This is a genomic window from Pedobacter sp. Bi126 (genome assembly GCF_918698245.1).
GTDB lineage: Bacteria > Bacteroidota > Bacteroidia > Sphingobacteriales > Sphingobacteriaceae > Pedobacter.
Genome location: NZ_CAKKMS010000005.1, coordinates 167,070 through 190,055, shown reverse-complemented (window position 1 = coordinate 190,055; position 22,986 = coordinate 167,070). Strand labels below are relative to the sequence as shown.

General features: G+C 39.0%; 21 protein-coding genes. 9 read left to right on the top strand and 12 right to left on the bottom strand.

What is annotated here, in order from left to right; genetic code table 11:
• Window positions 1–103: 103 nt before the first annotated feature.
• The 4 genes from LQ201_RS19440 to LQ201_RS19425 all read left to right on the top strand — a co-directional run bounded on the left by LQ201_RS19440 (window position 104) and on the right by LQ201_RS19425 (window position 3,331).
• Window positions 104–499, top strand: a complete 396-nt coding sequence (locus LQ201_RS19440) for a GNAT family N-acetyltransferase (protein WP_230144953.1) — start codon at window positions 104–106, stop codon at window positions 497–499.
• Between the two features lie 9 nt (window positions 500–508).
• Window positions 509–1,057 (top strand): dihydrofolate reductase family protein, encoded by a 549-nt coding sequence (locus LQ201_RS19435; RefSeq protein WP_230144952.1) that lies wholly within the window; start codon window positions 509–511, stop codon window positions 1,055–1,057.
• Between the two features lie 248 nt (window positions 1,058–1,305).
• Window positions 1,306–2,490 (top strand): M23 family metallopeptidase, encoded by a 1,185-nt coding sequence (locus LQ201_RS19430; RefSeq protein WP_230144951.1) that lies wholly within the window; start codon window positions 1,306–1,308, stop codon window positions 2,488–2,490.
• Window positions 2,491–2,752: 262 nt separating this feature from the next.
• The gene (locus LQ201_RS19425) at window positions 2,753–3,331 is read left to right on the top strand and encodes a YdeI family protein (protein ID WP_230144950.1); all 579 of its coding nucleotides are present in this window, start codon (window positions 2,753–2,755) and stop codon (window positions 3,329–3,331) included.
• Window positions 3,332–3,384: 53 nt separating this feature from the next.
• Here LQ201_RS19425 and LQ201_RS19420 read toward each other — a convergent pair whose 3' ends face one another.
• The 12 genes from LQ201_RS19420 to LQ201_RS19365 form a co-directional block, all read right to left on the bottom strand.
• Window positions 3,385–3,603: a hypothetical protein gene (locus LQ201_RS19420; RefSeq protein ID WP_230144949.1), complete on the bottom strand. Its 219-nt coding sequence runs from the start codon at window positions 3,601–3,603 to the stop codon at window positions 3,385–3,387.
• Window positions 3,604–3,624: 21 nt separating this feature from the next.
• Entirely contained in the window at window positions 3,625–4,245 is a 621-nt protein-coding gene (locus LQ201_RS19415) for an SDR family NAD(P)-dependent oxidoreductase (RefSeq protein WP_230144948.1), read from the bottom strand.
• Window positions 4,246–4,325: 80 nt separating this feature from the next.
• The gene (locus LQ201_RS19410) at window positions 4,326–5,978 is read right to left on the bottom strand and encodes a RagB/SusD family nutrient uptake outer membrane protein (RefSeq protein ID WP_230144947.1); all 1,653 of its coding nucleotides are present in this window, start codon (window positions 5,976–5,978) and stop codon (window positions 4,326–4,328) included.
• 12 nt (window positions 5,979–5,990) lie between these two features.
• Entirely contained in the window at window positions 5,991–9,455 is a 3,465-nt protein-coding gene (locus LQ201_RS19405) for a TonB-dependent receptor (RefSeq protein WP_230146670.1), read from the bottom strand.
• Between the two features lie 161 nt (window positions 9,456–9,616).
• Window positions 9,617–10,762, bottom strand: coding sequence for a FecR family protein (locus tag LQ201_RS19400; protein ID WP_230144945.1), 1,146 nt, complete (start codon window positions 10,760–10,762; stop codon window positions 9,617–9,619).
• A 159-nt stretch (window positions 10,763–10,921) separates the two neighbouring features.
• Window positions 10,922–11,512, bottom strand: a complete 591-nt coding sequence (locus LQ201_RS19395) for an RNA polymerase sigma-70 factor (protein ID WP_230144944.1) — start codon at window positions 11,510–11,512, stop codon at window positions 10,922–10,924.
• A 469-nt stretch (window positions 11,513–11,981) separates the two neighbouring features.
• Complete coding sequence (locus LQ201_RS19390) at window positions 11,982–13,040, bottom strand: nitronate monooxygenase family protein (protein ID WP_230144943.1); 1,059 nt, start codon at window positions 13,038–13,040, stop codon at window positions 11,982–11,984.
• A gap of 1 nt (window position 13,041) precedes the next feature.
• On the bottom strand, window positions 13,042–13,422 hold the full coding sequence (locus LQ201_RS19385; RefSeq protein ID WP_230144942.1) for a nuclear transport factor 2 family protein: 381 nt from the start codon (window positions 13,420–13,422) through the stop codon (window positions 13,042–13,044).
• 76 nt (window positions 13,423–13,498) lie between these two features.
• Entirely contained in the window at window positions 13,499–14,245 is a 747-nt protein-coding gene (locus LQ201_RS19380; protein ID WP_230144941.1) for an SDR family NAD(P)-dependent oxidoreductase, read from the bottom strand.
• 18 nt (window positions 14,246–14,263) lie between these two features.
• Window positions 14,264–14,482 carry a 4-oxalocrotonate tautomerase family protein gene (locus LQ201_RS19375; RefSeq protein WP_131531439.1) on the bottom strand — a complete coding sequence of 73 codons (219 nt, stop codon included), beginning with the start codon at window positions 14,480–14,482 and terminating at the stop codon, window positions 14,264–14,266.
• Between the two features lie 10 nt (window positions 14,483–14,492).
• Complete coding sequence (locus LQ201_RS19370; protein ID WP_230144940.1) at window positions 14,493–15,029, bottom strand: YceI family protein; 537 nt, start codon at window positions 15,027–15,029, stop codon at window positions 14,493–14,495.
• A 93-nt stretch (window positions 15,030–15,122) separates the two neighbouring features.
• Entirely contained in the window at window positions 15,123–15,701 is a 579-nt protein-coding gene (locus LQ201_RS19365) for a Crp/Fnr family transcriptional regulator (RefSeq protein WP_230144939.1), read from the bottom strand.
• Between the two features lie 451 nt (window positions 15,702–16,152).
• On the opposite strand from LQ201_RS19365, the gene LQ201_RS19360 reads away from it, so the two are divergent.
• The 5 genes from LQ201_RS19360 to LQ201_RS19340 all read left to right on the top strand — a co-directional run bounded on the left by LQ201_RS19360 (window position 16,153) and on the right by LQ201_RS19340 (window position 22,644).
• On the top strand, window positions 16,153–16,521 hold the full coding sequence (locus LQ201_RS19360; protein ID WP_230146669.1) for a hypothetical protein: 369 nt from the start codon (window positions 16,153–16,155) through the stop codon (window positions 16,519–16,521).
• A gap of 86 nt (window positions 16,522–16,607) precedes the next feature.
• Window positions 16,608–17,303: an ABC transporter ATP-binding protein gene (locus tag LQ201_RS19355; RefSeq protein ID WP_230144937.1), complete on the top strand. Its 696-nt coding sequence runs from the start codon at window positions 16,608–16,610 to the stop codon at window positions 17,301–17,303.
• A 14-nt stretch (window positions 17,304–17,317) separates the two neighbouring features.
• Entirely contained in the window at window positions 17,318–19,825 is a 2,508-nt protein-coding gene (locus LQ201_RS19350) for a TonB-dependent receptor (protein ID WP_230144936.1), read from the top strand.
• Window positions 19,825–21,270 carry a DUF3526 domain-containing protein gene (locus tag LQ201_RS19345; RefSeq protein WP_230144935.1) on the top strand — a complete coding sequence of 482 codons (1,446 nt, stop codon included), beginning with the start codon at window positions 19,825–19,827 and terminating at the stop codon, window positions 21,268–21,270. The genes LQ201_RS19350 and LQ201_RS19345 overlap by 1 nt, the downstream gene beginning before the upstream one ends.
• A 9-nt stretch (window positions 21,271–21,279) precedes the next feature.
• Window positions 21,280–22,644, top strand: a complete 1,365-nt coding sequence (locus LQ201_RS19340) for a DUF3526 domain-containing protein (protein WP_230144934.1) — start codon at window positions 21,280–21,282, stop codon at window positions 22,642–22,644.
• The last annotated feature ends 342 nt before the right edge of the window (window positions 22,645–22,986 follow it).

The window sequence follows — 22,986 nt, the reverse complement described above, 5'->3', positions numbered from 1 at the left end:
GAAGAATTAACCGATGGTGATGAGTGCCAAATCTAATTTCAAAACCGATTTTATATTAGTCCATTAAGTGATATTTTGTATTTTAGTAGTAAAACCTATTGATATGACCATTACCTATGAAATAGGTGTTATCCCTGCACCGGAAGAAGTAATTGAACTATTTGTCCAGGCAGGACTTAAAAGGCCAACTGAACCGGAAAGAATAGCGCTGATGTTAAAAAATGCCAACCTATTGGTTACCGCATGGCAAAAGGATAAACTTGTTGGCATTTGCAGAACCATTACCGATTGGGTTTGGTGCGCTTACCTCGCAGACTTGGCCGTATTTACAGGCTATAAAAGCGCCGGTATAGGCAAAGAAATGATTGCTATTACACGCGAAAAGCTCGGTGATCAATGTACGCTTCTTCTTTTATCAGTACCTACTGCTTTTGATTATTACCCTAAAGTGGGTTTTAACAAAGAAGATCGCGCTTTTAGTATCGAACGGATAAAATAATTTCGAAATATGAGAAAGATTATTCTAAACCTTGCTGTTACGCTTGATGGCTACATTGAAGGTCCTAACGGAGAAATTGATTGGTGCATTATGGATGGCGATGCCAATTTTAACGATTTTTTAGATGGCATAGATTCTATTTTTTATGGGCGGATCAGCTATGATCTCTGGGGAAATTACCAACCTGGAGAAGAAGAGGATGAATTGATGAAATCGATCTCCGAAAATATTAACCGCAAGAAAAAATATGTTTTTTCGGAGACCAAAACCAGCGATGATACAGGTGCCACTTTTATTCAGTCGGATATTGTACAAAGGGTTAACGAAATTAAAAACCTTTCAGGCAAAAACATATGGTTATATGGTGGTGCAAAGCTAATATCTACCTTTTTAAATGCCGGTCTGGTTGATGAGTTGCAGCTAGCTGTACATCCCGTAATATTGGGTGAAGGAAAATTACTGTTCAGCGAAATTACCAATCGGGTTTGGTTAACATTAAAAGAAACAAAAAGCGCTCCATCAGGTGTTGTACAGCTGATATATGAGGTGGCTAGATAAGTTTGGAGTTGAGGGTTGATTAGACCAGTTATTGAATGAGTGAATTTTGAATGGGTGAATGACTAATGAACCAATTGTTAGTCTGGGGTTGGGCGTTTGGCGTCCATTAATCAATTATACAAAAAGCCAATTAATATTGAAATGTACTAATGACTAGTGAACGAATGAAAATGAACCAATTGTTAGTTTGGAGTTTAGAGGAGATTAACCAGTTATACAATCTAACCGATTAACCTTGAACTATATTAATGACTAGTGAACTAATGGCAAATGAACAAATGAACCTAATTACGCTGGAGTTGATAAAATTCAAAAACATGATTAAACAGTTATTAATAATCACTTTTCTTCTTGGTTTAGGTCTACTTTTTGAGCCCCTCTTTGCTCAAAATAAAGAAGAAATATCATTATCTATTCACCAAAATCCGTCGTGGACCAAAATCGGAACAAATTTTTTCCTTTATTATGAACTTCAATTAAAAAATGCTGGCACAGACACTATTGAACTAAAAACATTGAACATATCAGGAAAAAATAAGTCATACCTTAACCTAAATGGGCCAAAACTTGCCGAGCGTACAAAAAGTAGCGATCAGAAAAACAGAAATCTGATCATTCCTGCTGGCGGCTCGGGATTGATTTACATAGAACTCGAAACCGAGGTGTTAAAAGCCGAAACTATAGTAAACAAACTTGAGTTTTGGATTCACCACCGAACTAAAAATAATACAACTGCATTTATCATAACAGAATTACATCCAACAGTTACTAAACCAACCGTATTGGGCAAACCACTGCAAGCAGGTTTATGGACAGCCATTTACGACCCGGCATGGGTTTCGGGACATAGAAGAGTATTTTATTCAGAAAAGGGAAAGCAATTTCTTCCCGGCCGGTTCGCCATTGATTTTATCCGTGTAGACAGTGTAGGAAAATATGCCTCCAAAAATACAGATTCTATCCAAAACTGGTTTGGCTATCAAAATGCAATAATTGCTGTAGCGGATGGTACGGTATCTTCGGTACTCAATGATTTTAAAGAATCAACAACTGTTTCGCAGCACAAAAGCCCTGCACCCGAGCAAGCCAGCGGCAATTATATTTCCATAAAAATTGCTAACGGGCAGTATGCTTTCTATGAACACCTAAAGCCAAATAGTATTCGAGTTAAACCTGGAGATAAAGTTAAAAAAGGTGATATAATTGCGCAGCTGGGCTTTACCGGACAATCTACAGGCCCTCATCTCCATTTCCATTTAGCCGATCGAGATAACCGCCTATATGCAGAAGGATTACCTTATGTGTTTGAAAACTTTTTTCAGGCAGGTCGATATTCAAACCTTGATAACTTCGGCAATAACCCCTGGCAATACAAGGAACGGCTTAAAGTAAGGCAAGGAAGACCCTTATCAAATTCGGTAATTGAATTTTAGTTTGACATATACAGTTACCTGTATTTTTTTGCCAAAGGGATTTTCCGCAGCAAATAAGCATTTACCTAATTTAATCTTAGCAACAAAACGATTAGAACTAAAGCTCGCAGGTATAAAACAGTTAGGGTTGAGCGCAGATAAGCTATTCATATATTCATTAAAGATTGATTAACCACCATAAATCTCGATTAAAACAATTACATTAATGGTAAATTAATTGCCTTGATAAGATTAAACATCAAAAAAACGATACTATATTTTTATGGAAGAAATAAAAAACGGCGTTAAAGCTTTTTATGCCAAAACCCAGGCCGATTGGCGCCAATGGCTCGCCGAAAACCATGAAAAAGAAGTATCTGTTTGGTTAATTATCTATAAAAAAGATGCATCAGCAAATAGTTTACCACATAGCAACGCAGTTGATGAAGCCCTCTGTTATGGTTGGATTGATAGTTTAACAATGAAACGTGATGAAGAAAGCCGCTATCAATTTTTCTCCAAAAGGAAACCTAAAAGCAATTGGAGCGCAATTAACAAGAATAAGGCTTTACACATGATAGCGCAAGGATTGATGAGCCATGCGGGACTACAGTCGATCGAAATAGCTAAAGCCAATGGCATGTGGGATGCCCTGAACGATGTGGAAAATCTGATTGTACCCGATGATTTAAAAAAAGAATTTGAAGCCAACAAATCAGCACAAGCACATTGGGATAAATTTCCCCGTTCTTCAAAAAAAGCCATATTAAAATGGATATCAGAAGCCAAAAGAACAGAAACAAGAGCAACAAGGATTAATGAAACGGTTAGGTTAGCTGAAGAAAATGTACGGGTGAAGTAGCACTTAGTCCGAAGTCTTTAGCCGGGAGTCCGATTCCAGTTTCAAGTTAACCTTTAACTAAAAAAAACCAATGACCAAACAAGAATGACCAATGACATACCAGGCATTGCCGATATTTTTGGGTTACCACTTACCATTTCTCGGATTACAGGTACCGAGTAGTTTGCCTTTGATATCGATAAACAAGAATTTTCACCATTCACATGCCAGCGGGCATCTTTCCCTAAAATTAAACCTGCTTTATAAAGCACATCTGGATTCCAGATACCCATCTTAGTGTTAAAAAATTACCCCTATCTTATAAATGAATTAAACCATTGCTGATTACCCGACGTATCAATAAAGCCCGGTGCAATACCTATTGTTCTAATACCGGGGCCCGATTCTATAGCCAAACTTCTCACCAAACCCGTCAATGTAGTTTTGGCAATGTTATAAGGCGTACAGCCGGAGATACTGGCAAAAGCATGGTTTGATGCCATTACGATAATTATCCCATTATTTCCATCTAGTAACGACTTGCAGCGTTTGGCCAAACGCCAATGCGCAGAAAGGTTTAAATCCAAATTAAACTGCCAGTCTTTTTCGGTAGTATTTTCTAAACCTGTAATTACATCCTGACCAACGTTGGAAACCAAAATATCCAATCGTCCATAGTCACCGGTGATATCTGATACAAGACCATCAATATCGTCAGTTACCACCATATCAGCTTTAAAATAGTCTGTAAGTACATCAAAAGACTCCATTTCTGCTAAAAACCGTTGGGCAACATCACTCGTTTCACTTTGTTCTGCACAACCTATCACGGTACAGCCCGCTTTGGCCATCATTTTGGCAATCCCCAACCCAATACCCGAAGTAACACCAGTTACCAAAGCTATTTTCCCTTTTAAATCTATTGTTAGTGCCATAAAATCTAATTTAAAGAGGGTATCCAAACTTTTTGGACACCCTCTTAATCATTATTTATTCATTGTGTGTTGTGTATTTTCTAATATCCGCTGTTTTGCTTTAAAACCCCTTTAGAGAGATCTATCTGTGCCTGCGGGATTGGCATTAAGTATAATTTATCAGTCCAGGTTCTTTCTTGAATTGGTTTTGCGGCATCAGCAATGCTGTATATCGGTTTCATTACCTGTGGAGCAATTTTCCATCTTCTGACATCCATATAACGTTGTCCTTCTATTGCCAATTCAACACGTCTTTCGTTTCTGATCAATGATCTTAAGGTCTCCTGCGTGGCATATTTAGTCCGATCAACTACAGGCATACCCGCACGCGTTCTGATTTTATCCAAAGCATCGTATACACTTGCATCAGGACCAGTTAATTCGTTCTTAGCTTCGGCATAGGTTAATAAAACCTCAGCATAACGGATTAAAATATTGTTGGCATGGTTATCAATCTGATCTCTATAAATTTTAGGATCGACCATTTTACGCACACTGTAACCAGTTAGGGAGGTGTTACCTGCACCTTCAGTCCATTTAAATGAATAATCATCTTCGATGGCATTCCATGGGTTTCCATCAAATAAAATACTGGCGTAAAAACGCGGGTCTCTGTTTTTAAATTCATTTTTAAATGCCGGATCTTTCGCTTTATACCAAGCAGTTCTTTGTGCTGGCGATGGCGGTGTAATTAAATCGCCTGTTTTATAACTTAGATAGCTGTTTACCAGTTCTTGTGTTGGTGCTATAGAGCCCCAACCACCCAGATCGCCCGAAGGCAACAAGGTATTTAAGAAATTAGCATCTTGTTGCGGGATTCGCTGTCTATCTAATATTACTTCTACATTGCCTTCATTTGCCTGGTAAAACAAAGCTTCATAACTACGGAGGCCTACACGGAATTTTTTCTCATCATCGGCATTTGCAAAATCGACCCATGCGCTATAATTATCTTTGGCATTTAGGGCATCTTCGGCTGTTACTTTAAATAAATCGTAACCCAATGTCATTACCTGGCTTGCCGCGTCAGCAGCTAATTGCCACTGGCCTTCGTACAAGTGGGCACGTGCTTTTAAAGCCAATGCTGCTCCTTTCGTAATGCGACCTTTTTCGTTTGGCTTACCTCCAGCATAACTTTGTGGTAAAATTTTAGCGATGGCATCTAACTCGTCTACCACAAATTTTAATACTTCTGCTTTTGGTGTTCTTGGTATATTTTCTCTGCCAAGCTCAACTGTTTTAGTCGATAATGGCACGTCACCAAACTTGCAAATTAACCAGAAATAAGCATTTGCTCTAATAAAACGTACCTCGGCCTTATATCGGTCTAGTAATGTTTTATCCATGCCGGTCACTTTATCAGCGTTATCTAAAAAATAATTGGCACGGCCAATTGCTGTAAAATCCCAACCTGCATCTAAAGTAGAGTTTACATTACCCGATGATACATCTGTGGCCGAACCCTCCCAGGGATACTGTGCATGGGCATTGTCTGCAGCTGCATCATCATAAACCATATCATCACCGGGTAACTGACTGTATACACCGTTAACGGCTAAGTAAACATCATTGGCGTTCTTCCAAAAGGTAGCTTCCGACACCTGGTTCAAAGGTGGTCTTTCTAAAAAGTCTTTCTTACAAGAAACAATAACACTTAATAAGAGTACACTTGTAATTATATATATCTTTTTCATTTTTAAAATCTTTTATAATCCTGCACTTAAACCAAACGACCATGTTTTAATACCCGGGTAACCTCCGCGGCCCGAAGCAGACTCAGGATCGTAATCTCCCAAACGCTTATCAGCCATAATAGTGAAAGGATTATTGGTTGTGCCATAAATTCTTAGTTTAGACAAGCCGATTTTTTTCACTGCGTTTTGAGGTAAAGTATAGCCTAAAGTGATACCTCTTACCCTGAAATAAGAACCGCTAAACAGATAGAATGACGAAAGTTGATCGATATTATGTCCGGCATTTGCGGTTAATAATGTTCTCGGGAAATCGGCATTTGGATCAGGGTTTTCTTGTGTCCAGCGGTTTAATAACTGTACCTTTGCATTTGCGCCGTTAAAGAAGGGTGCTGAAGCTTCCTGGCCTAAATAGGTTTTTACTTTGGCTACACCATAGGTAAGAATATTAAAATCGAAACCTTTATAAGCTGCGCTTAAATTAAAGCCATAGTTTACAAAAGGCACATCGTTACCAATGATGGTACGGTCGGCAGCATTAATTACATTATCACCATTAATATCTCTGTATTTAATATCTCCGGCTCTGGTACGTGCATCCTGAAAAGCATGCGAAGCAACCTCTTCATTGCTAACAAAAAGACCGTCAGCAATATAACCGTAAAAAGACCCAAGTGATTCGCCAACCCTTTGGATATACTGACCATCAAATCGATCGTTATTATTGTCTCCAATTTTGGTGATTTTGCTTTTGATCAACGATAAGTTACCACCGATGCTAAAAGTAAAATCTTTTCCGATTCTGTTGTTATGGTTTATGGCTAACTCTACACCAGTATTGCGGGTACTTGCCGAATTGGTAAAAGGCACCGTTAACGGATAGGTTCTAAGGGCTGCATTACGTAATAACAAATCTTTGGTATCCTTAATGTAGTAATCTACGGTAATGTCTAGTTTACCTTTTAACAAAGTCATGTCTACACCAAAATCGGTCATGTATACTTTTTCCCAGGTAGTGGTTGGCCATGATCCATCAGCCTGCCAGATTCCATCTTGTGCTGTACCTTCAAAACTATACTGAAAGCCAGCGTTTAATCTGTTAAAATAGTTACCTACAGAAACCACATCCTGATTACCTAACGAACCATAAGAACCACGGATTTTTAAATTATCAACCCAGCTGATATTTTTCATAAAGTCTTCTTTAGAAACTACCCATCCTGCAGAAAACGATGGGAAGAAGGCTCTACGTACATCTTCGCGGAAACGTGAAGAATAATCGATACGGGCATTAACCTCTAACAGGTACTTATCGTTAAAAGCATAGTTAAAACGGCCAAACATCGATCGCATTGACCACTCTTCTGCAGCAGTTCTGTTGGCTAAGCCAAAAACTCCGCCAATAATATCATCTCCATTGTTATCTGATAAAATATCTTCTCCATTACCAGAACCATTGATAATGGTACTTAAATCGTTATTAGGGAAGTTTCTTCTACCAAGAAATGCGCTTCTAAGTACATTGCTTTCTTGCGATGCACCCACAGTTAGCTTACCATAATGTTTACCAAATGTACGCTCGTAATCTGCTGTACCTTGTATTAACAATTCTTTTCTTTTAGACCAGTACTCTCTTAAATCATTCTGTGTGCCTTGCCCGGCAGGCAGTGCAATAGGATTACCGGTTAAAAAGTTATTAATCGGTGTCATGGTATTGTTAAAGGCCGTGCTGTTGTTGTTGGTAAACTTTAACGAAACCAATCCATTTATTGATAAACCTTTTAAAGGTGTTAACGTAGCATTTGCAGCGGTTTGCAGCAAATTGTTCCGGTTACTGCCTTTCGACGATTCGGCTATCATGCGGGCCTGGTTACGATATGGAATTGAGCTACTGGCTACAGTACCATTGTTTACCGAGCCCCATTGGCCATTGCTCTGGCGGAAAACAGTAGTTGGTAGAGAACGGTTTAACTCTGTCCATGATAAATTACCCAAACGATCAAAAGCCTGGTTAATGAAAGAGATATTGGTACCTATCTTTAGTATATTCTCGATAACCTTGGTTTCGGTATTTAGTTTTGCATTAAAACGGTCCTGGTCTTTATTCGGAATTAACGATTCTTGAGTTAAATAATTTAAACCCAAATAACTACTGGTTATTTTACCGGGTGCATTGATGTTTAAATTCACATCGGCCTGTGGTGCACTAGGTCTTAAAACTTCTTTATACCAATCTGTATTCGGATATAAATCTGGCTGAGAACCATTTCTGTACAACTCTATCTGAGCTGGCGTGTACATTGGGCTACGGCCAACATTGGTGAGTGCCTCGTTGTAAAGTGTTGCATAATCTACTGATCCTAAATACTTCGCGATACGAGTGGGCGATTGCCAGCCGTAATTGGCATTGAACTCGATGGTTGCTTTTTCTCCACCACCACGTTTTGTGGTTACCATAATTACACCGTTAGCCGCTCTCGAGCCATATAAAGCTGCAGAAGATGCATCTTTTAGTACTGACATGCCCGAAATATCATTTGGATTAAGTGTGGCGAATTCTTGCGAGCTGGCCGGAATACCATCAATAATATATAGTGGAGTACCTGCCCCTGCTAGGCTGCTTCTGCCCCTAATATTAACAGCAGTACCTCCTGTTGCGCTTGCACTTACATCACCAGGGCGTTGCAAAATGGTTAAGCCTGGAGAAATACCTTGTAAGGCATTTTGTATTGAGGTTACAGGTCGTTCTTTTAATTGTTTAGGGGTAATGGTTGCAATAGCTCCGGTCAAGCTCGATTTTTTCTGTGTACCATAAGCCACAACTACCACCTCATTTAAATCGTTGCTTTGCGCTACCAAAGTAACTTTTACTGTTGCTGATGCTTTTACCTCTTTGGTTTGATAACCTAAATAAGAGATTATTAAAATGGCATCATCGGCCACACCAGTCAGTTTAAAGTTTCCGCCTTCATCGCTCATCGTACCTTGCTCTTTTCCTTTTACTTTAATGCTGGCGCCAGGTATGCCTTTGCCAATTTCGTCTAAAATAGTACCAATCACATCGATAACCTTGTTTACAGGTGCGCTTTGTTCTGGCTTATTGGCAGGAACAATGTTTGCAGGCCGCTCTTTAACCACAATGGTATTGGCCTGGATGGAATAAGTTAGGGGCTGATTTTTAAAACATTGGTTTAAAGCTTCGGCCAGGGGCATATCTTTTATATCAATACTTACTGTATTTGCCTTTTTTAAATCGCTCTGGATAAAAAATACATTATAGCCACTTTGATTTTTTATTGCTTTAAGCACTTTTTGCAAAGACGCATTTTTTTCGTTAAGCGTAATATTCTTTTGCGCAAAACTGCCCGCATTAACGTGTAAAAAGGCTACAAAAAGCAATAAGATGGTTAGCTTCATAGATAACAGAATTTTATTCTTTATACGGCTTGTACCATATAAATTAAAATCGTAAATTTTCATACATTTGTTAGGTTTTAGGTTGAGTTAAATGCCTATAGCAGTTGCTATTACATTTACAATGTTTTAACTATTTGGTTATTTGTTGGGACAATTTTAATCTAAAACTTTAAACGGGTTTCGATTGCACTCGAAATCCGTTTTTTAGATTAAAATTTCAGGTGTTATTTTAAAATTTTAATCCTCCTTCCTTCTATTTTAAATTTAAACTTATCAGTAGATTCTAATATTTTTAAGGTTTCCTGCAGGTTGTTGTGTTTGGAAAAAGATCCTCCGAAATAAATCCCTTCAAAATCACCAACATATTCGATATCAACGTCGTACCACCTGGCCAATTTTTGCATAGCTTCTTTAATTCCTTCATTATTGAACATAAAAAAGCCATTTTTCCAGGCGATATATTCTTCTACATCAACATTGCTCACTTTGAAACCTGTACCGTGAAAAACAGCCTGTTGCCCTGGTTTTAGCAAACCTGTGGCCTGTGGATTAAAGTTTTTAACGGCTACCCCACCTTCTACCAGGGTTGTTTTAATTTCGGCATCATCTGCATAGGCACTCACATTAAAATGGGTACCCAAAACGCTTATTTCCTGTTTTGATGTTTTAAGTTTGAAAGGCTTGTTTTTATTCTTAGCTACTTCAAAATAGCCTTCACCAGTAAGCTCGACTATTCTATACTTGCCTGTAAAAGCGATAGGGTATTTTAATGATGATAGGGCGTTTAACCAAACTTTGGTTCCATCGGGCAGGGTAACCTGATACTGACCGCCAGCTGGTGTACTGACGGTGTTAAAACCTGGTTTAGCTAGCACTGATCTATTTTCCAGCATGGTATAAACCAATTGTCCATCAGCTATTTTGGTAATCTGAATTCCCTCCTGTTTGGCTATTGTACCATTTAACGCCTGATCTAAATTAATTTTAGTTCCATCGGCAAGTGTTAAAAAGGCTTTGTTACCGCCGGGTTTGATTAAGCTGGCTGATTTATTTATTTTTTTAAGATTGGTACGTTCACTTAGCATAAACCAACCAAATCCTAAAACGGCAATTAATGAGGCGGCAACAGCTAAACGATAAAAATACCTGCCTGGCCGTTTTTTCTCTTGCTGATCTATTTGTTGATTAATCTTACTAAAAATCTTTTCGCCAACTTCAACTTGCTCCTCTTCATCAATCTGTTTTTCTCCTGCCAAAGTATTTTGGTTCAATTGATTATTGTACCAAGATTCTAATTTAAGACGCTCTTCTCCACTGGCAGTACCGGCTATGTATTTTTCTGTTAAACTTGTTAATTCTGTTTTTTTCAATTGCTTGTGGTTTGGTGTATGTACCCAAAACGAAGTATACCCCCCAAAAGAAATTTTAAATTTCGCATAACAAGCTATAAAACAGTTATTTAAAATTAAACAAAGTTAAGTGATTGTAAACAATCTGATTGAAATCTGCAGGAGAGAATAAGTACTGATTTATTTATCCCAAATGCCAGCCAGTAATAAAATGGCCCAAAATAAGAATTCGCCCATGTCGGTACGCAGGCGGCGTAATGCAATGGTAATCTGGTTTTCTACCGTTTTTGGTGAAAGGTTTAACCGGTCGGCTATTTCTTTTACACTAAGGTGCTCTTTTCTGCTCAGGATAAAAATTTCTTTACATTTTTGAGGCAGCAGCTCAATACTCTCATCTAAACGTTGCGCGATCTCTTTTTCAGCAAAAGCATTTTCGGCATTATGCGGACTCACCAAAAGGTCGGTATCATGAAGTAAATCGGTGCGCAATTTCCCATCTCTAATGGCTTTAAATACCTGAAAACGAACTGAAGTAAACAGATAATTATTGAGATTATCGACTAAGGTATACTCCCGTTTTAACCAAAGGCTCACAAATATTTCTTGTATAATATCTTCAGCGGCCTCCCTGTTGCGTAAAATATAATAGGCTGATAAATATAACTTGCTCCAATACCTGTTGTAAATTTTTTCGAACGCAGACCGATCATTGCTTTGCATATCGCTAACAAGCAAACTATCAGGCCATAGTTGTAAATCATCAGGTTTCATTAGTATAAGGAATATCTTTGCAATACTAAGCAAAAAAATAACGGTTCAATTTACATATTTTTCGCAAAGCAGCATAAATGTTGCATTATTGAAGAGACAGGAGCAGTGAGTTATTGAAGAAATTAGACTTTCACCACTAAGTCGCGAAGAGGGCAAAGTCAGGAATCTAGGTAGATGAGATTATTAGCCACGGAAGCCCGGAAACACGGAAATGCAACCGGGATTTTTAATCCTTAAGAATTTAAGGAAATTAAGAATTTATAAGCTAATGATCAATATTCAATAACTAATGATCAAATGTCCTATCACGAATCAAATTGTTAGCCACGAAAGTTAGGAAACACGGAAATGCAAACTGGTTTTTTAATCATTAAGAAGTTAAAAAAATTAAGATTTAATATAAGGAAAAACTAGAAATGCATTGCTTTAATGTCTGCGCATTAGGGACAGTTAACCAATCCCCAAGGCCCTAACTCATCTCTCTAATTAACGCCTCCATTAATTCTTTGGCAGAAGTATATTTTAAGTTTACCGCGTTTTGCCCTGACCAAAAATTGTACATATCTGTTTTGCCCTGTTCAATGGCGGCGGCTCTTAACGGCCCCATTAACCGGGTTTGCAATGGAAAGGGCAATACCTCAGTTTCATAACGGATAGCACCGGATATCCGGTTAGCAATCATCCGGCCCATTCGCCCTGTTAATGATTTAGAAAGTACCGTATTTTTTGATTCTTCAGAGAAAAGTTTTGCCTTGTGCATTGGCGTTGCATTAGATTCGTCGGTTACTAAAAAGGCGGTACCCATTTGAACTGCATCTGCACCAAGCGTTAATGCTGCCCTTATACCTTTCGCATCGGCAATACCACCGGCAGCAATTATAGGTATTTTTGTTTTCGCTTTTACCTGTTGGATCAATGCAAAAGTTCCTGTTAGCGATTCATCTGCTGGTTTAAGGAATGAAGGACGATGTCCGCCCGCTTCAAACCCTGTTGCCACAATAGCATCAACCCGGGCTTCTTCGAGTGCCAAAGCTTCGTCTAATGTGGTTGCTGCCCCCACTGTTTTAATGCCTAACTTTCTTGCTTCGTTTAATATTTCTTTTGAGGGTATGCCGAATATAAAACTAAATACTGCAGGTTTCAGTTCAAAAACGGCTTCAACCTGTTTCAAAAATTTTGAAGGAATATTGGCATCAAGATCTGGCAAGGGAATACTTAACTCGTCGAAAAAAGGTTTGAATAATAGTTTAATTTCCGCTATTTTTTCTGATGGATAATTAAGTAAACGCTCATCTACATCATTTACCAAAAGGTTGATGTTGTAAGGTTTATCTGTTTTTGTTCTTACAATTTTATCGGTTTCGATAATTTCTTCAGGACTTAAGGTATATGCGCCGATGCTGCCCAAACCACCAGCGTTTGATACGGCTGCTAAAAGCTCAGGTGTTGAAAATCCACCGCCCATTGGGCCTAATAAAATCGGGTACTCGATTTTTAAAAGTTCGGTTATTTTAGTTCTGTTCCACATCTTAGTAAATTTTTACGTTGGTCAATAATTTATTCACAATCATCCAACCCTGATCAGTTTTACTTAAAGATAAAAGATCATAATAATTAAAATCAAAAATAGGCAGATGAACTTTGGCAATTGCAATAGAATTGATAATTTCTATAGACAATATTTCCATGCGGAATGTTTCATTGAGTTCCTGCGGACTTTTGCGCTTACTTACACCTTCTAAATATTCATCCAGTGTTTTAAAGTATGGAAGGCCATTTACATCACCAGCCAATATAGACTGTGGGTGAAATATTTTTCTGAGCAGTACTGTATCTCCATTAAAAACTCCCTTAAAATAAGATGACAGTACTTCTGCTATTGCATTTGCGTTTTCAGTGTAATTATTCATGGTTTTAATTTTAAGGTATGCCCGGGGCTAATTATTTCCCTTTGCATACCTGGTTTTTGTTTTAATTTTTTTATCCTTAGCCAATATGATGCCCCGCTACATGGCCCCCATCTAAATTGATGATTTCGCCCGTTACAAAATTACTTTCTGCCAGGTACAGGGCGAGTTGAGCAACATCTTCTGTTTCGCCAATACGGTTTAATAAATGTAAACCCGCAAACGCATCTGCATCACTAATGCCATTTTTGGCCTGCAAAGGACTTCTAATAATCCCAGGAGCGATGCCATTTACCCGGATGTTGTTTTTGCCGAACTCTGCAGCCAGTTGTTTAGTTAAAGCATGGATGCCACCTTTACTTGAAATGGGTGCCGTTGCAGGAAAACCTCCAATGGCATGATCTACCAATACAGTTCCGATATTAATAATAGCACCACCATCTTGTTTCAACATCTGCGTGATGGCTGCCTGAGTAGTGAAAAATGTGCCTTTTAAATTGATATTCAAAAATTTGTCCAGATGTGCTTCATCTACGGCTAAAAAAGGCTTTGGTTCAAAAATACCGGCATTATTGACCAGCACATCTACAGCACCAAAACGCGCTACGGCAGTTTCTACCAATCGTTTACCTGTGTTTATGTTGCTGATATCGCCAGCTACCATCGCCAATTGGTGGTGCGAGCCTAATTCATTGAAAGCAGTTATTAAATTGTTTTCATTTGCAGCGTTGATCACCACATTGTGACCCTGTTTCAAAAATAAAGCTGCAATGGCGCGACCAATACCTGTTGATGCGCCTGTTATAATTACGGTTAGTGTTTTCATAATTTGATTATTACTTGGTTATTTATTGTTTGCTGTTATCCCTTTTTCGCGTAATACCGATACCTGTTCGCCTGCATAGCCCCAATCATCCAATTCGATCTCTTGAATTACTACATGGGTAAGCTTTGGATCTTTATCCAATACTTCGGTAATCAGTTTGGTTATTCCACTAATTAAGGTCTGTTTTTGTTCTCGTGTAACACCTTCACGGGTTACTTCTATTTTTACGTATGGCATGGCTGTTCGATTAAATAGTTAATGATGCGGTTAATTTTACATCAAGTTCAAATTCATTGTAGATCAGGTTATCGCCAAGGTTGGTGAAAAAGTTACCTGATCTGAATTTCATGTTGTACTTCGTACGGTCGATAAAGATTTTGCCAGAAGCTGTTAAGGTATTGCCATTAACCACAACATCTGCCGCAAAAATTACAGCATGTGTAATGCCTTTGATGGTTAAATCGCCAGTAATTACGGTATTGTCTTCATTGGTTTGATCAACAGCTGTAATGACAAATGTGGCTTCAGGGAATTGATCGGTTGCGAAAAAATCTTCAGAAAATAAATGTCCGGCGAATTGTGCATTGGTTGCAGGGTCGGTAACATCTAATATTACTATAGAGGTGGTATCGATAATAAAGTTCCCGTTGCTGAGTTTACCATCGTTTAAGCTTAGTGAACCCGATTTAATCGTGATGGTTCCGTTGTGTGCGCCGGTAACTTTTTTACCAGTCCAGTTGATGCTGCTTTGAGCGCTTACAATTTCAAATTTTGTAGTTTCCATTTCTTTGTTTTATCAATCGTTAGTGATTTGACAACACAAAGTAAAGGAGGATTTTTACAGGGCTTAGGTGATGTACATCACATTCTGCAAGCGTTATTTTTGTCCGTTGTAAAGTCTGCTCAGGGTTTCTCTGGAAACACCCAAATAGGCTGCGATTAAATGTTTGGGCACGAGATTATAGAGTTGAGGATACATAGCCAAAAGTTCCTCGTAGCGGGCTTTGGTATCGTTATTCATAAACGACAACAGCCTTTTCTGCGAAGCCAGGTAGCCCCTGTTTGTTCGCCACCGGAAAAAATGTTCAGCCTGATGGATTTCACCACAGATTTTTTCGCGGTCATCGTTAGAAAGACATAATACTTCTGCATTACTAATGCAATCTACGCTTATGGTTGCGCGAGTGTGGTTGTATAGGGCGCCATAATCAGAAGTCCACCAGGTAGGCATCGCAAACTGCAGAATATACATCTTGATTTCATCGTTGATAAAAAAAGCTTTTAAACAGCCCGAGATAACAAAATATTCGTGATCTACCTTATCTCCCTCGCTAATGATGGCCTGCCCTTTTTTAAAAGACTTTAACTTGAAATGGGAAAATAAATAATCGAACTCTTTGTCGGTTAAAGTAGCGGTTTTTAAAATATGCGCTTTTAGTATTTCTTTAGGATCCATAGCTTGAAATAAAGGTAAGAATTATTGGGGTTAGTACGGAGTTCGGAGTAAAAAGTCGATGTGTCATCCTGAGGGATAATTTATTGTATAAAAATCAATATGAATGACGCATATCTTTTTTTGCCCAGAGGCTCATCCTTGCCTCGGCTCGCCGCCGCCGATGGGGCTCTTTCTTTTTGCTGTCAAAAAGAAACAAAAAACACCGGCTGAAAATTTTTCTTTCAAAGCTAGTGGGTTGGCTGGGTCGGCGGAGCCCGAAAAATTTGTTAGGCCGGATTTAAGTAGAACGGGGATACCGTGCTATGGCCTAGCTGGATGGAAATGCGACAACGGCTAAAATATTGATTAATAGCTGTTTATGAAATAACGTCAATGGTAGCTTGTCGAAGGACAGCAATAACAGAACAACACAGCACTTGATTTATAACTTTTTAAATGTAACTTTGTTGCATTGAAATATTCAGTGTACACATACCGTAAAGAAATTTTTGCCCGCATATGGGCGGTATTGCTATTGGCGGTATTTCTTAATGCAACGCTGATAGAAAGCCTGCACCATCATGGTGCCGAAAAAACCGGTTACGGCAAGCAAACCTATAGTGAGGCGCACCTGCTTAAACAATTGAGTTCAGCAAAGCTAAAATGTAAATTGTGCGAGGTATTGAAACACCGATCGCAATTTTTCGATCTTCCTGCTCCTATTGCATTTGCTTTACCTGTAGTTAAACCAACCATTAAACCTTGCGTTTACCTCATGAGGCATCCTGTTGCTTACACCCTATGCTGCGCCAATAAAGGTCCACCTAGCCTAATGGCTTAATCTTTATACAAGAAGTTTCTTTTTCATAACCTTCAAATTACTCTGTTTAACGCACATGCCTGTTTGGTATGCGCCAATATTTTATTATGCTTCAAGCCATTTCATTATCCAAAAATTATCAATCTTACCGGGCCTTAAATCAGCTTAATTTAACCGTTAACCCTGGCGAAGTATTTTGCCTGCTGGGCCAAAACGGTGCCGGAAAAACCACTACTATCAATTTATTTTTAGGTTTCATTGAGCCGAGTAGCGGAAAAATCTTAATCGACAATGAAGCAATCTCTGCGCACGATGACGAACGACGGAAACATCTGGCCTACATTCCGGAGGTGGTTATGCTTTACAGCAATCTTTCGGCGATCGAAAATCTTGATTACTTTTCTAAACTGGCAGGGTTTAACTATGGTACTTCAAGCTTGATCGGTTTTTTAAAGCAATGTGGTTTACAGGAAGCTGCCCACCACAAACATTTATCGGGCTTTAGTAAAGGCATGCGCCAAAAAGTGGGTATCGCTATTGCACTGGCCAAAAACGCAAAGATTATTTTAATGGATGAGCCAACCAGTGGATTAGACCCAAAAGCCACCGCAGAATTTACCCAGCTGGTTAAACAATTAGCAACCGAGGGCAAATCAATTCTGATGGCTACGCACGATATTTTTAATGCGGTAAATGTAGGTTCGCACATTGGCATTATGAAACAAGGCGAATTGATCCATACACTTAAAGCCAGCAACATCACTGCAGCCGACCTTCAGGAATTATACTTACAAACCATTTAAAAACAATCCATTTCATGTACCCAATATATAAAGGTCTTTCTATTTTCCGTGCAATCTGTTTGTTATTGCTCTTCAGCACATTTAGCCTGGTCACTTTTGCTCAGATTAAGGTGAGTGGAAAAGTGATCGATACCCAAAACCAAGCTATCCAAAAAGCCACTATTAAATTTAAGAATGGGAAAGATCAAATGAATACAAGCAGCGATTCGCTCGGTAATTTCTCAGTTGTTCTACCTCAAATGGCCAATTATACCATCACCATTAGTGCCATAGGCTACAGCACTTTTAATCGCATTTACCCCGTTAATGGCATTGGTGATTTAAAACTGGATGCAATTGTGCTACACAGCGCCAACGAAGAATTGCAGACCGTTGAAGTGGTAGGTACCAATGGCAAAAAGTACTATGGCAACTACTCTTTTTCGGCCACTAAAACGGCTACTTTGAACAAGGACATTCCACAGGCTATTTCTTCGGTTTCGAAGGAATTAATTGCCGACAGGCAGGCGGCTTTACTGGCCGATGCGGTTAAAAATGTAACCAGCGTATCGCAAAGCAGTTATTACAACCAATTTTCGATCAGAGGAATTAACCAAAACGAAGAGGGTGCTATAATTAATGGCATGCGTACCCGCCAATATTATTTTAACCAGCCTTTAACCAATAATCTGGAGCGGATAGAGGTAATAAAAGGTCCGGCAAGTGCTACATTCTCGAGTGTAGACCCAGGGGGAAGCATTAACCTGGTAACCAAAAAACCACTGACTGAAGACCGTAAAGAGATTAGTCTCTCGGCCGGAAGTTTCAGCACCATTAGAGGCGCTTTAGATTTTACAGGTCCGTTAAATGCTGATAAAACGCTGCTTTACCGGCTTAATGTAGGTTATGAAGACAGTAAAAGCTTCAGAGACCTGCAATACAGAAAGGGTTACCTGATTGCCCCTTCTTTTTCGTACATCCCGAACGATCGAACCAGCTTAAATGTAGAAGTGGTAATGAATAATAGCAATTCGAGGTTAGACCGTGGACAGGCCATTTTTGGTGCAGTTGCGGGTAAAACAGATTTAAAAAGTACGCCGATCAGTTTCAATATGGGTGCCAGTAACGACCGTTTTAACAGCCAGGATTTAATGTTGATGACCAATTTTTCGCATAGCCTTACACAGGATATTGTATTTAATGTGGCCTATATGAAGCAAAACTGGAATGAGGATCTTTTAGAACATCGAACTACCAATGCTTTTGGCGTTGATGAAAACAATCAACCTATCCCTACGTTAGCGGCCATGCGTGCCGTTCAGCGTCAGCAAAAGTGGCGAACCGACAATCTAAGCACCTATTTTAGTATAAATACCAATACTTTTAACTTAAGCCACAAGCTGGTAATCGGGTATGATAGAATAAACACCCAGAAACTGCGGGGCGGAGGCGAAAACTCGGCACAAGGCTACCGTTTAAAAGATGGAACCATTGCAGCTAGATACGATCCCACAAAAAAAGACCTCTATTTATTTAAGGTATTAAATGGTATAAATGCACCAGTGCCAAATGTAGAGCACTTTAATCTAGCAAACCCAAGCTATACCATTAAAAATTTAAGCGATTATGTTTTTACAAAAACAGAAATTCCGGCTGCATATAATCTGGTTAACGCAGTGTACCTGCAAGATCAGATAAAATACCATCAGCTTACCTTAACATTGGGTTTACGACAAGAGTGGTACGAGGATTACAGCAATTACAAATTGGCTATCGAAAAGAAAATTTATCAGCATAAGCTTTTGCCAAGAGCCGGAATTACCTATGCCATAAATACAAACATTAATCTTTACGCAACCTATTTACAAGGGTACCAGCCGCAAGGCAATACCTCAACCCTGGTTATTGTTCCACCACCTGCAGGCATCAATTTTAAACCTTTAGAAAGTGATTTAAAAGAGATTGGTGCAAAATCCGAATGGTTGAATAAAAGTTTAATGGTTAACATTTCGGTATTCGAAATCAACCAGAAAAACCTATTGATGAATGCAAATGATCCATTGGATGTAAACCGCCTGATAGAACGCGGTGCCCAACGCAGCCGTGGTGTCGAATTCGAAGCCTCTGGTTTTATCAGGTCTAACTGGCAGTTTAATGCGGGTTATAGTTATGTAGATGCCATTATTAAGGATGATTTTAATCCTGATTTAATTGGTCAAAGGGTGCAGAACACGCCAAAACACAGTGCCAGTTTATGGACACGCTACAACTTTGAAACCCTTAAGCTAAAGGGAATAGGTTTTGGAGCAGGTTTACAGTATAGTGGCACGAAACTTCCATTATACATCAGAGATTTTGTACTGCCTGCTTACACCCTATTAGATGCCGCGCTTTATTATTCGCCTGCTGGTTCTAAAGTGCAACTGGCTGTAAATATGAATAACATTTTAAATAAAACCTATTGGGTCGGTGCACAAAACTACCTACGCCTTTTCCCTGGTACACCAAGAAATGTAATGTTTAACGTAACCTATAGAATATAATGCCAAATAGAATAAGCACTATAGCCAAACAAACTTTTAAAACCGCCCTTAACAACAGGGCCACCTTAGCCTTAACCCTTTTATTAGGTCTATCGCTTTATTTGGCTACCTATGTAGGGTGGCAGAATTTTAAAACACAAAACAATCAACGCCTGCACTATAAAGAATTGGTTAGGGCACAATGGTTGGCAAAACCAGATAAACACCCACACCGGATGGCGCACTATGGTTACCTCGCCTTTCGCGAGAAACATGAACTGAGTTTCTTCGATTTTGGAATAGAAGGTTTTGCTGGTGTATCGATCTTTTTAGAAGCGCATAAACAAAACACAGTAAATTTTAGTGAAGCAGGTTTTTCTAACGGAATGTTGCGCTTCGGCGAAATCAGTGTGGCCATGGTGCTGCAGCTCCTGGTACCACTTCTCATTTTCTTCTTAGGTTACAACAGCATTTCGGCTGAGCGCGAATCGGGGACATTAAAGATCCTGCTATGCCAAAATGTAAGCTGGAAACAGCTCCTCTGGGGCAAAACATTGGGCATAATTGGTGTTTGTTTGTCGATATTTATCCCCCTTATGCTGCTTACCATTTTGTTATGGGCCTCACTAAGTCATTGGCAGATTAGTGGAGATGCCAGTTTGCGCTTAATGGTATTGATATTTAGCTATGCGATCTATTTCTTCATTGTATCTGCTGTTACGGTTTTGGTCTCGGCTTTTGCACGCAGTTCTAAATCAGCCCTAACTACTTTACTGGCCTGCTGGATATTTTTTATGGTCATTATGCCGAGGATCACCCAGGCAATCGGCGTAAAAATCCACCCCTCCCCATCTAAAATAGCGTTTGCCGATGCCATTGCTACCGACATCCATAAACAGGGCGATAGCCATAATCCAGATGACCCACATTATGCTGCAATTAAAGACTCACTACTCAAAACTTACGGTGTTACCGATGTAAAAAAACTGCCTTTTAACTATGGAGGTTATATTATGGCAGAGGGCGAAAAAATAACTTCAAAAATTTACAGCAACCATCAAAAGGAACTGAATAAAATTTTTGAAAAACAGAACAGCATTACAAAGGTAGCAGGTTTCATGAACCCTTATTTATCCCTCAAGCATATTTCGATGGCCATAACAGCCGCTGATTTTGACACCTTTGTCGATTTTCAGAACCAGGCAGAAGCCTACCGCTATCAGCTGGCTCAAAAGATGAATAAACTACAGATTGATAAGATCAGTAACATTGCCCCAGGAGAAGAAGAAAAACCTTTGGCCATTAGTAAGGCAAACTGGGCAGAACAACCTGATTTCAATTACCACTTTGGCAAATTAAGTTCAGTAATAACAAATGAGTTATTGGCACTGAGTGCTTTAACCTGTTGGTTATTGGCAACGGTTATGCTGCTACAATACACCACCAGGTGGATTAAAACGATATAGCGATTAAGGATGAAAAAAAGTATATATAACCTCGAATTTAAACTGTTTTTTAGAAACAGCTCCTCATGGATAGGCATCATTGTGCTGCTGATTACAGGCTTTGCCGGTTTGTATTTCGGCAAAACATTTATTGCCAACCAACAGGCCGTAATTGAAAAAGCAGCAATGCTACAAAAGAAAAACACCCTTAGCAATATCGATCATTTTGGTAAAGATATTGGCTTATTGTTTTACCACAATAAGTTTTCATTGGCTAATGCGCCCAATGCCTGGGCCGCCTTTGCCAATGGGCAGCGGGATATTAACCCTTATTTAATTTCGGTAACCATGTTGGGTTTAGAAGGTCAGATTTACGATACAGATATTAATAACCCGGTAAGCCTGCTATTGGGCAACATGGACCTGAGTTTTGTGTTTATCTTTTTATTTCCCCTGGTGATTATTGCCTTTAACTATAACTTACTTTCGGAGCAAAAAGAAAGTGGGGTTTGGTCGCTTTTAAGCGCACAGACCAATCGGTCTTTTCAGGTAATCTGGCAAAAATTTTTAGTTAGGGTAGCTGTAATTTTCTCTGTTGCTTTATTACTATTATTTGTAGCTATTCTTTACTTGCATTTGCCTGTAGATTTCATTTTCTTTTCAATAACTACACTCGTCATATTTTATCTGGTTTTCTGGTTTGCAGTTTCGTTTTTTATCATTTCTTTAGCAAAATCATCGAACTTTAATGCATCGGCATTGGTTGCCGTTTGGGTACTGATCTGCATTGTAATTCCAGCATCACTTAACCTTTTTCTTACCCGAAAATACCCCATCCCAGAAGCACTGCAGAATGTAATTAACCAACGCGAGGGATACCACGAAAAATGGGATATGGCCAAAGAAGTTACCATGAAACCATTTTTTGAACATTATCCGGAACTGAAGCAATATCCCTTCCCACAAGAGAAAACTTTTAGCTGGTTCTGGTATTATGCCATGCAACAGATGGGCGACGATCAGGCAATAGCAAGTAGGCGCGCAATTGAGAATAAACTGGCCGCCAGACAGCGATTTACAAATACGCTTGCATTTTTCTTCCCTACGATACAAACCCAGTTGGGGATAAACAATATGGCTGGATCGGATCTTAATACCCACCTCGATTTCCAGCAAGCGGTTAGAAAATATCATGAACAGATCCGCTTGCATTTTTATCCCGATATCTTTCTTAATAAAACAGTGGACAGTACAGATGTTAAGGACTATAAATTGGAAAAATATAGTCCACAGCAAACGCCTTCAGTTTGGATTAATTTGCTATCTATATTGACCCTAACCGTAATCATAATTGGAGCAACAGCTTTTAACTTTAAAAGGCAGGAACAATTTTAGGTTTACTGCGACTGAACAATATAAAAATGGTCTGTGTTTTACATGGACCATTTTTTTTATCATAAACGGTTAAGAAGTTATAAATATGGAGTAGGTGATGGCCTGTCGAATAGAAATTAGCCGAAATCAAAAGCAGTAGGAGTTAATTCCACGTTGCAGCCAAATAACCTATAGAACAATGTACTAAAACCTATTAGCCAAAAAAGAAAATCATTACATCTGACTAAACCCTACAGGATGGAACAGGATGGACTAACGAAATAAAAGTTCTAATCTCGTATAACCAAGTATAATCAATTATTTTAATCGATACCTATATGAGCAAGAAAGACCATACATCAA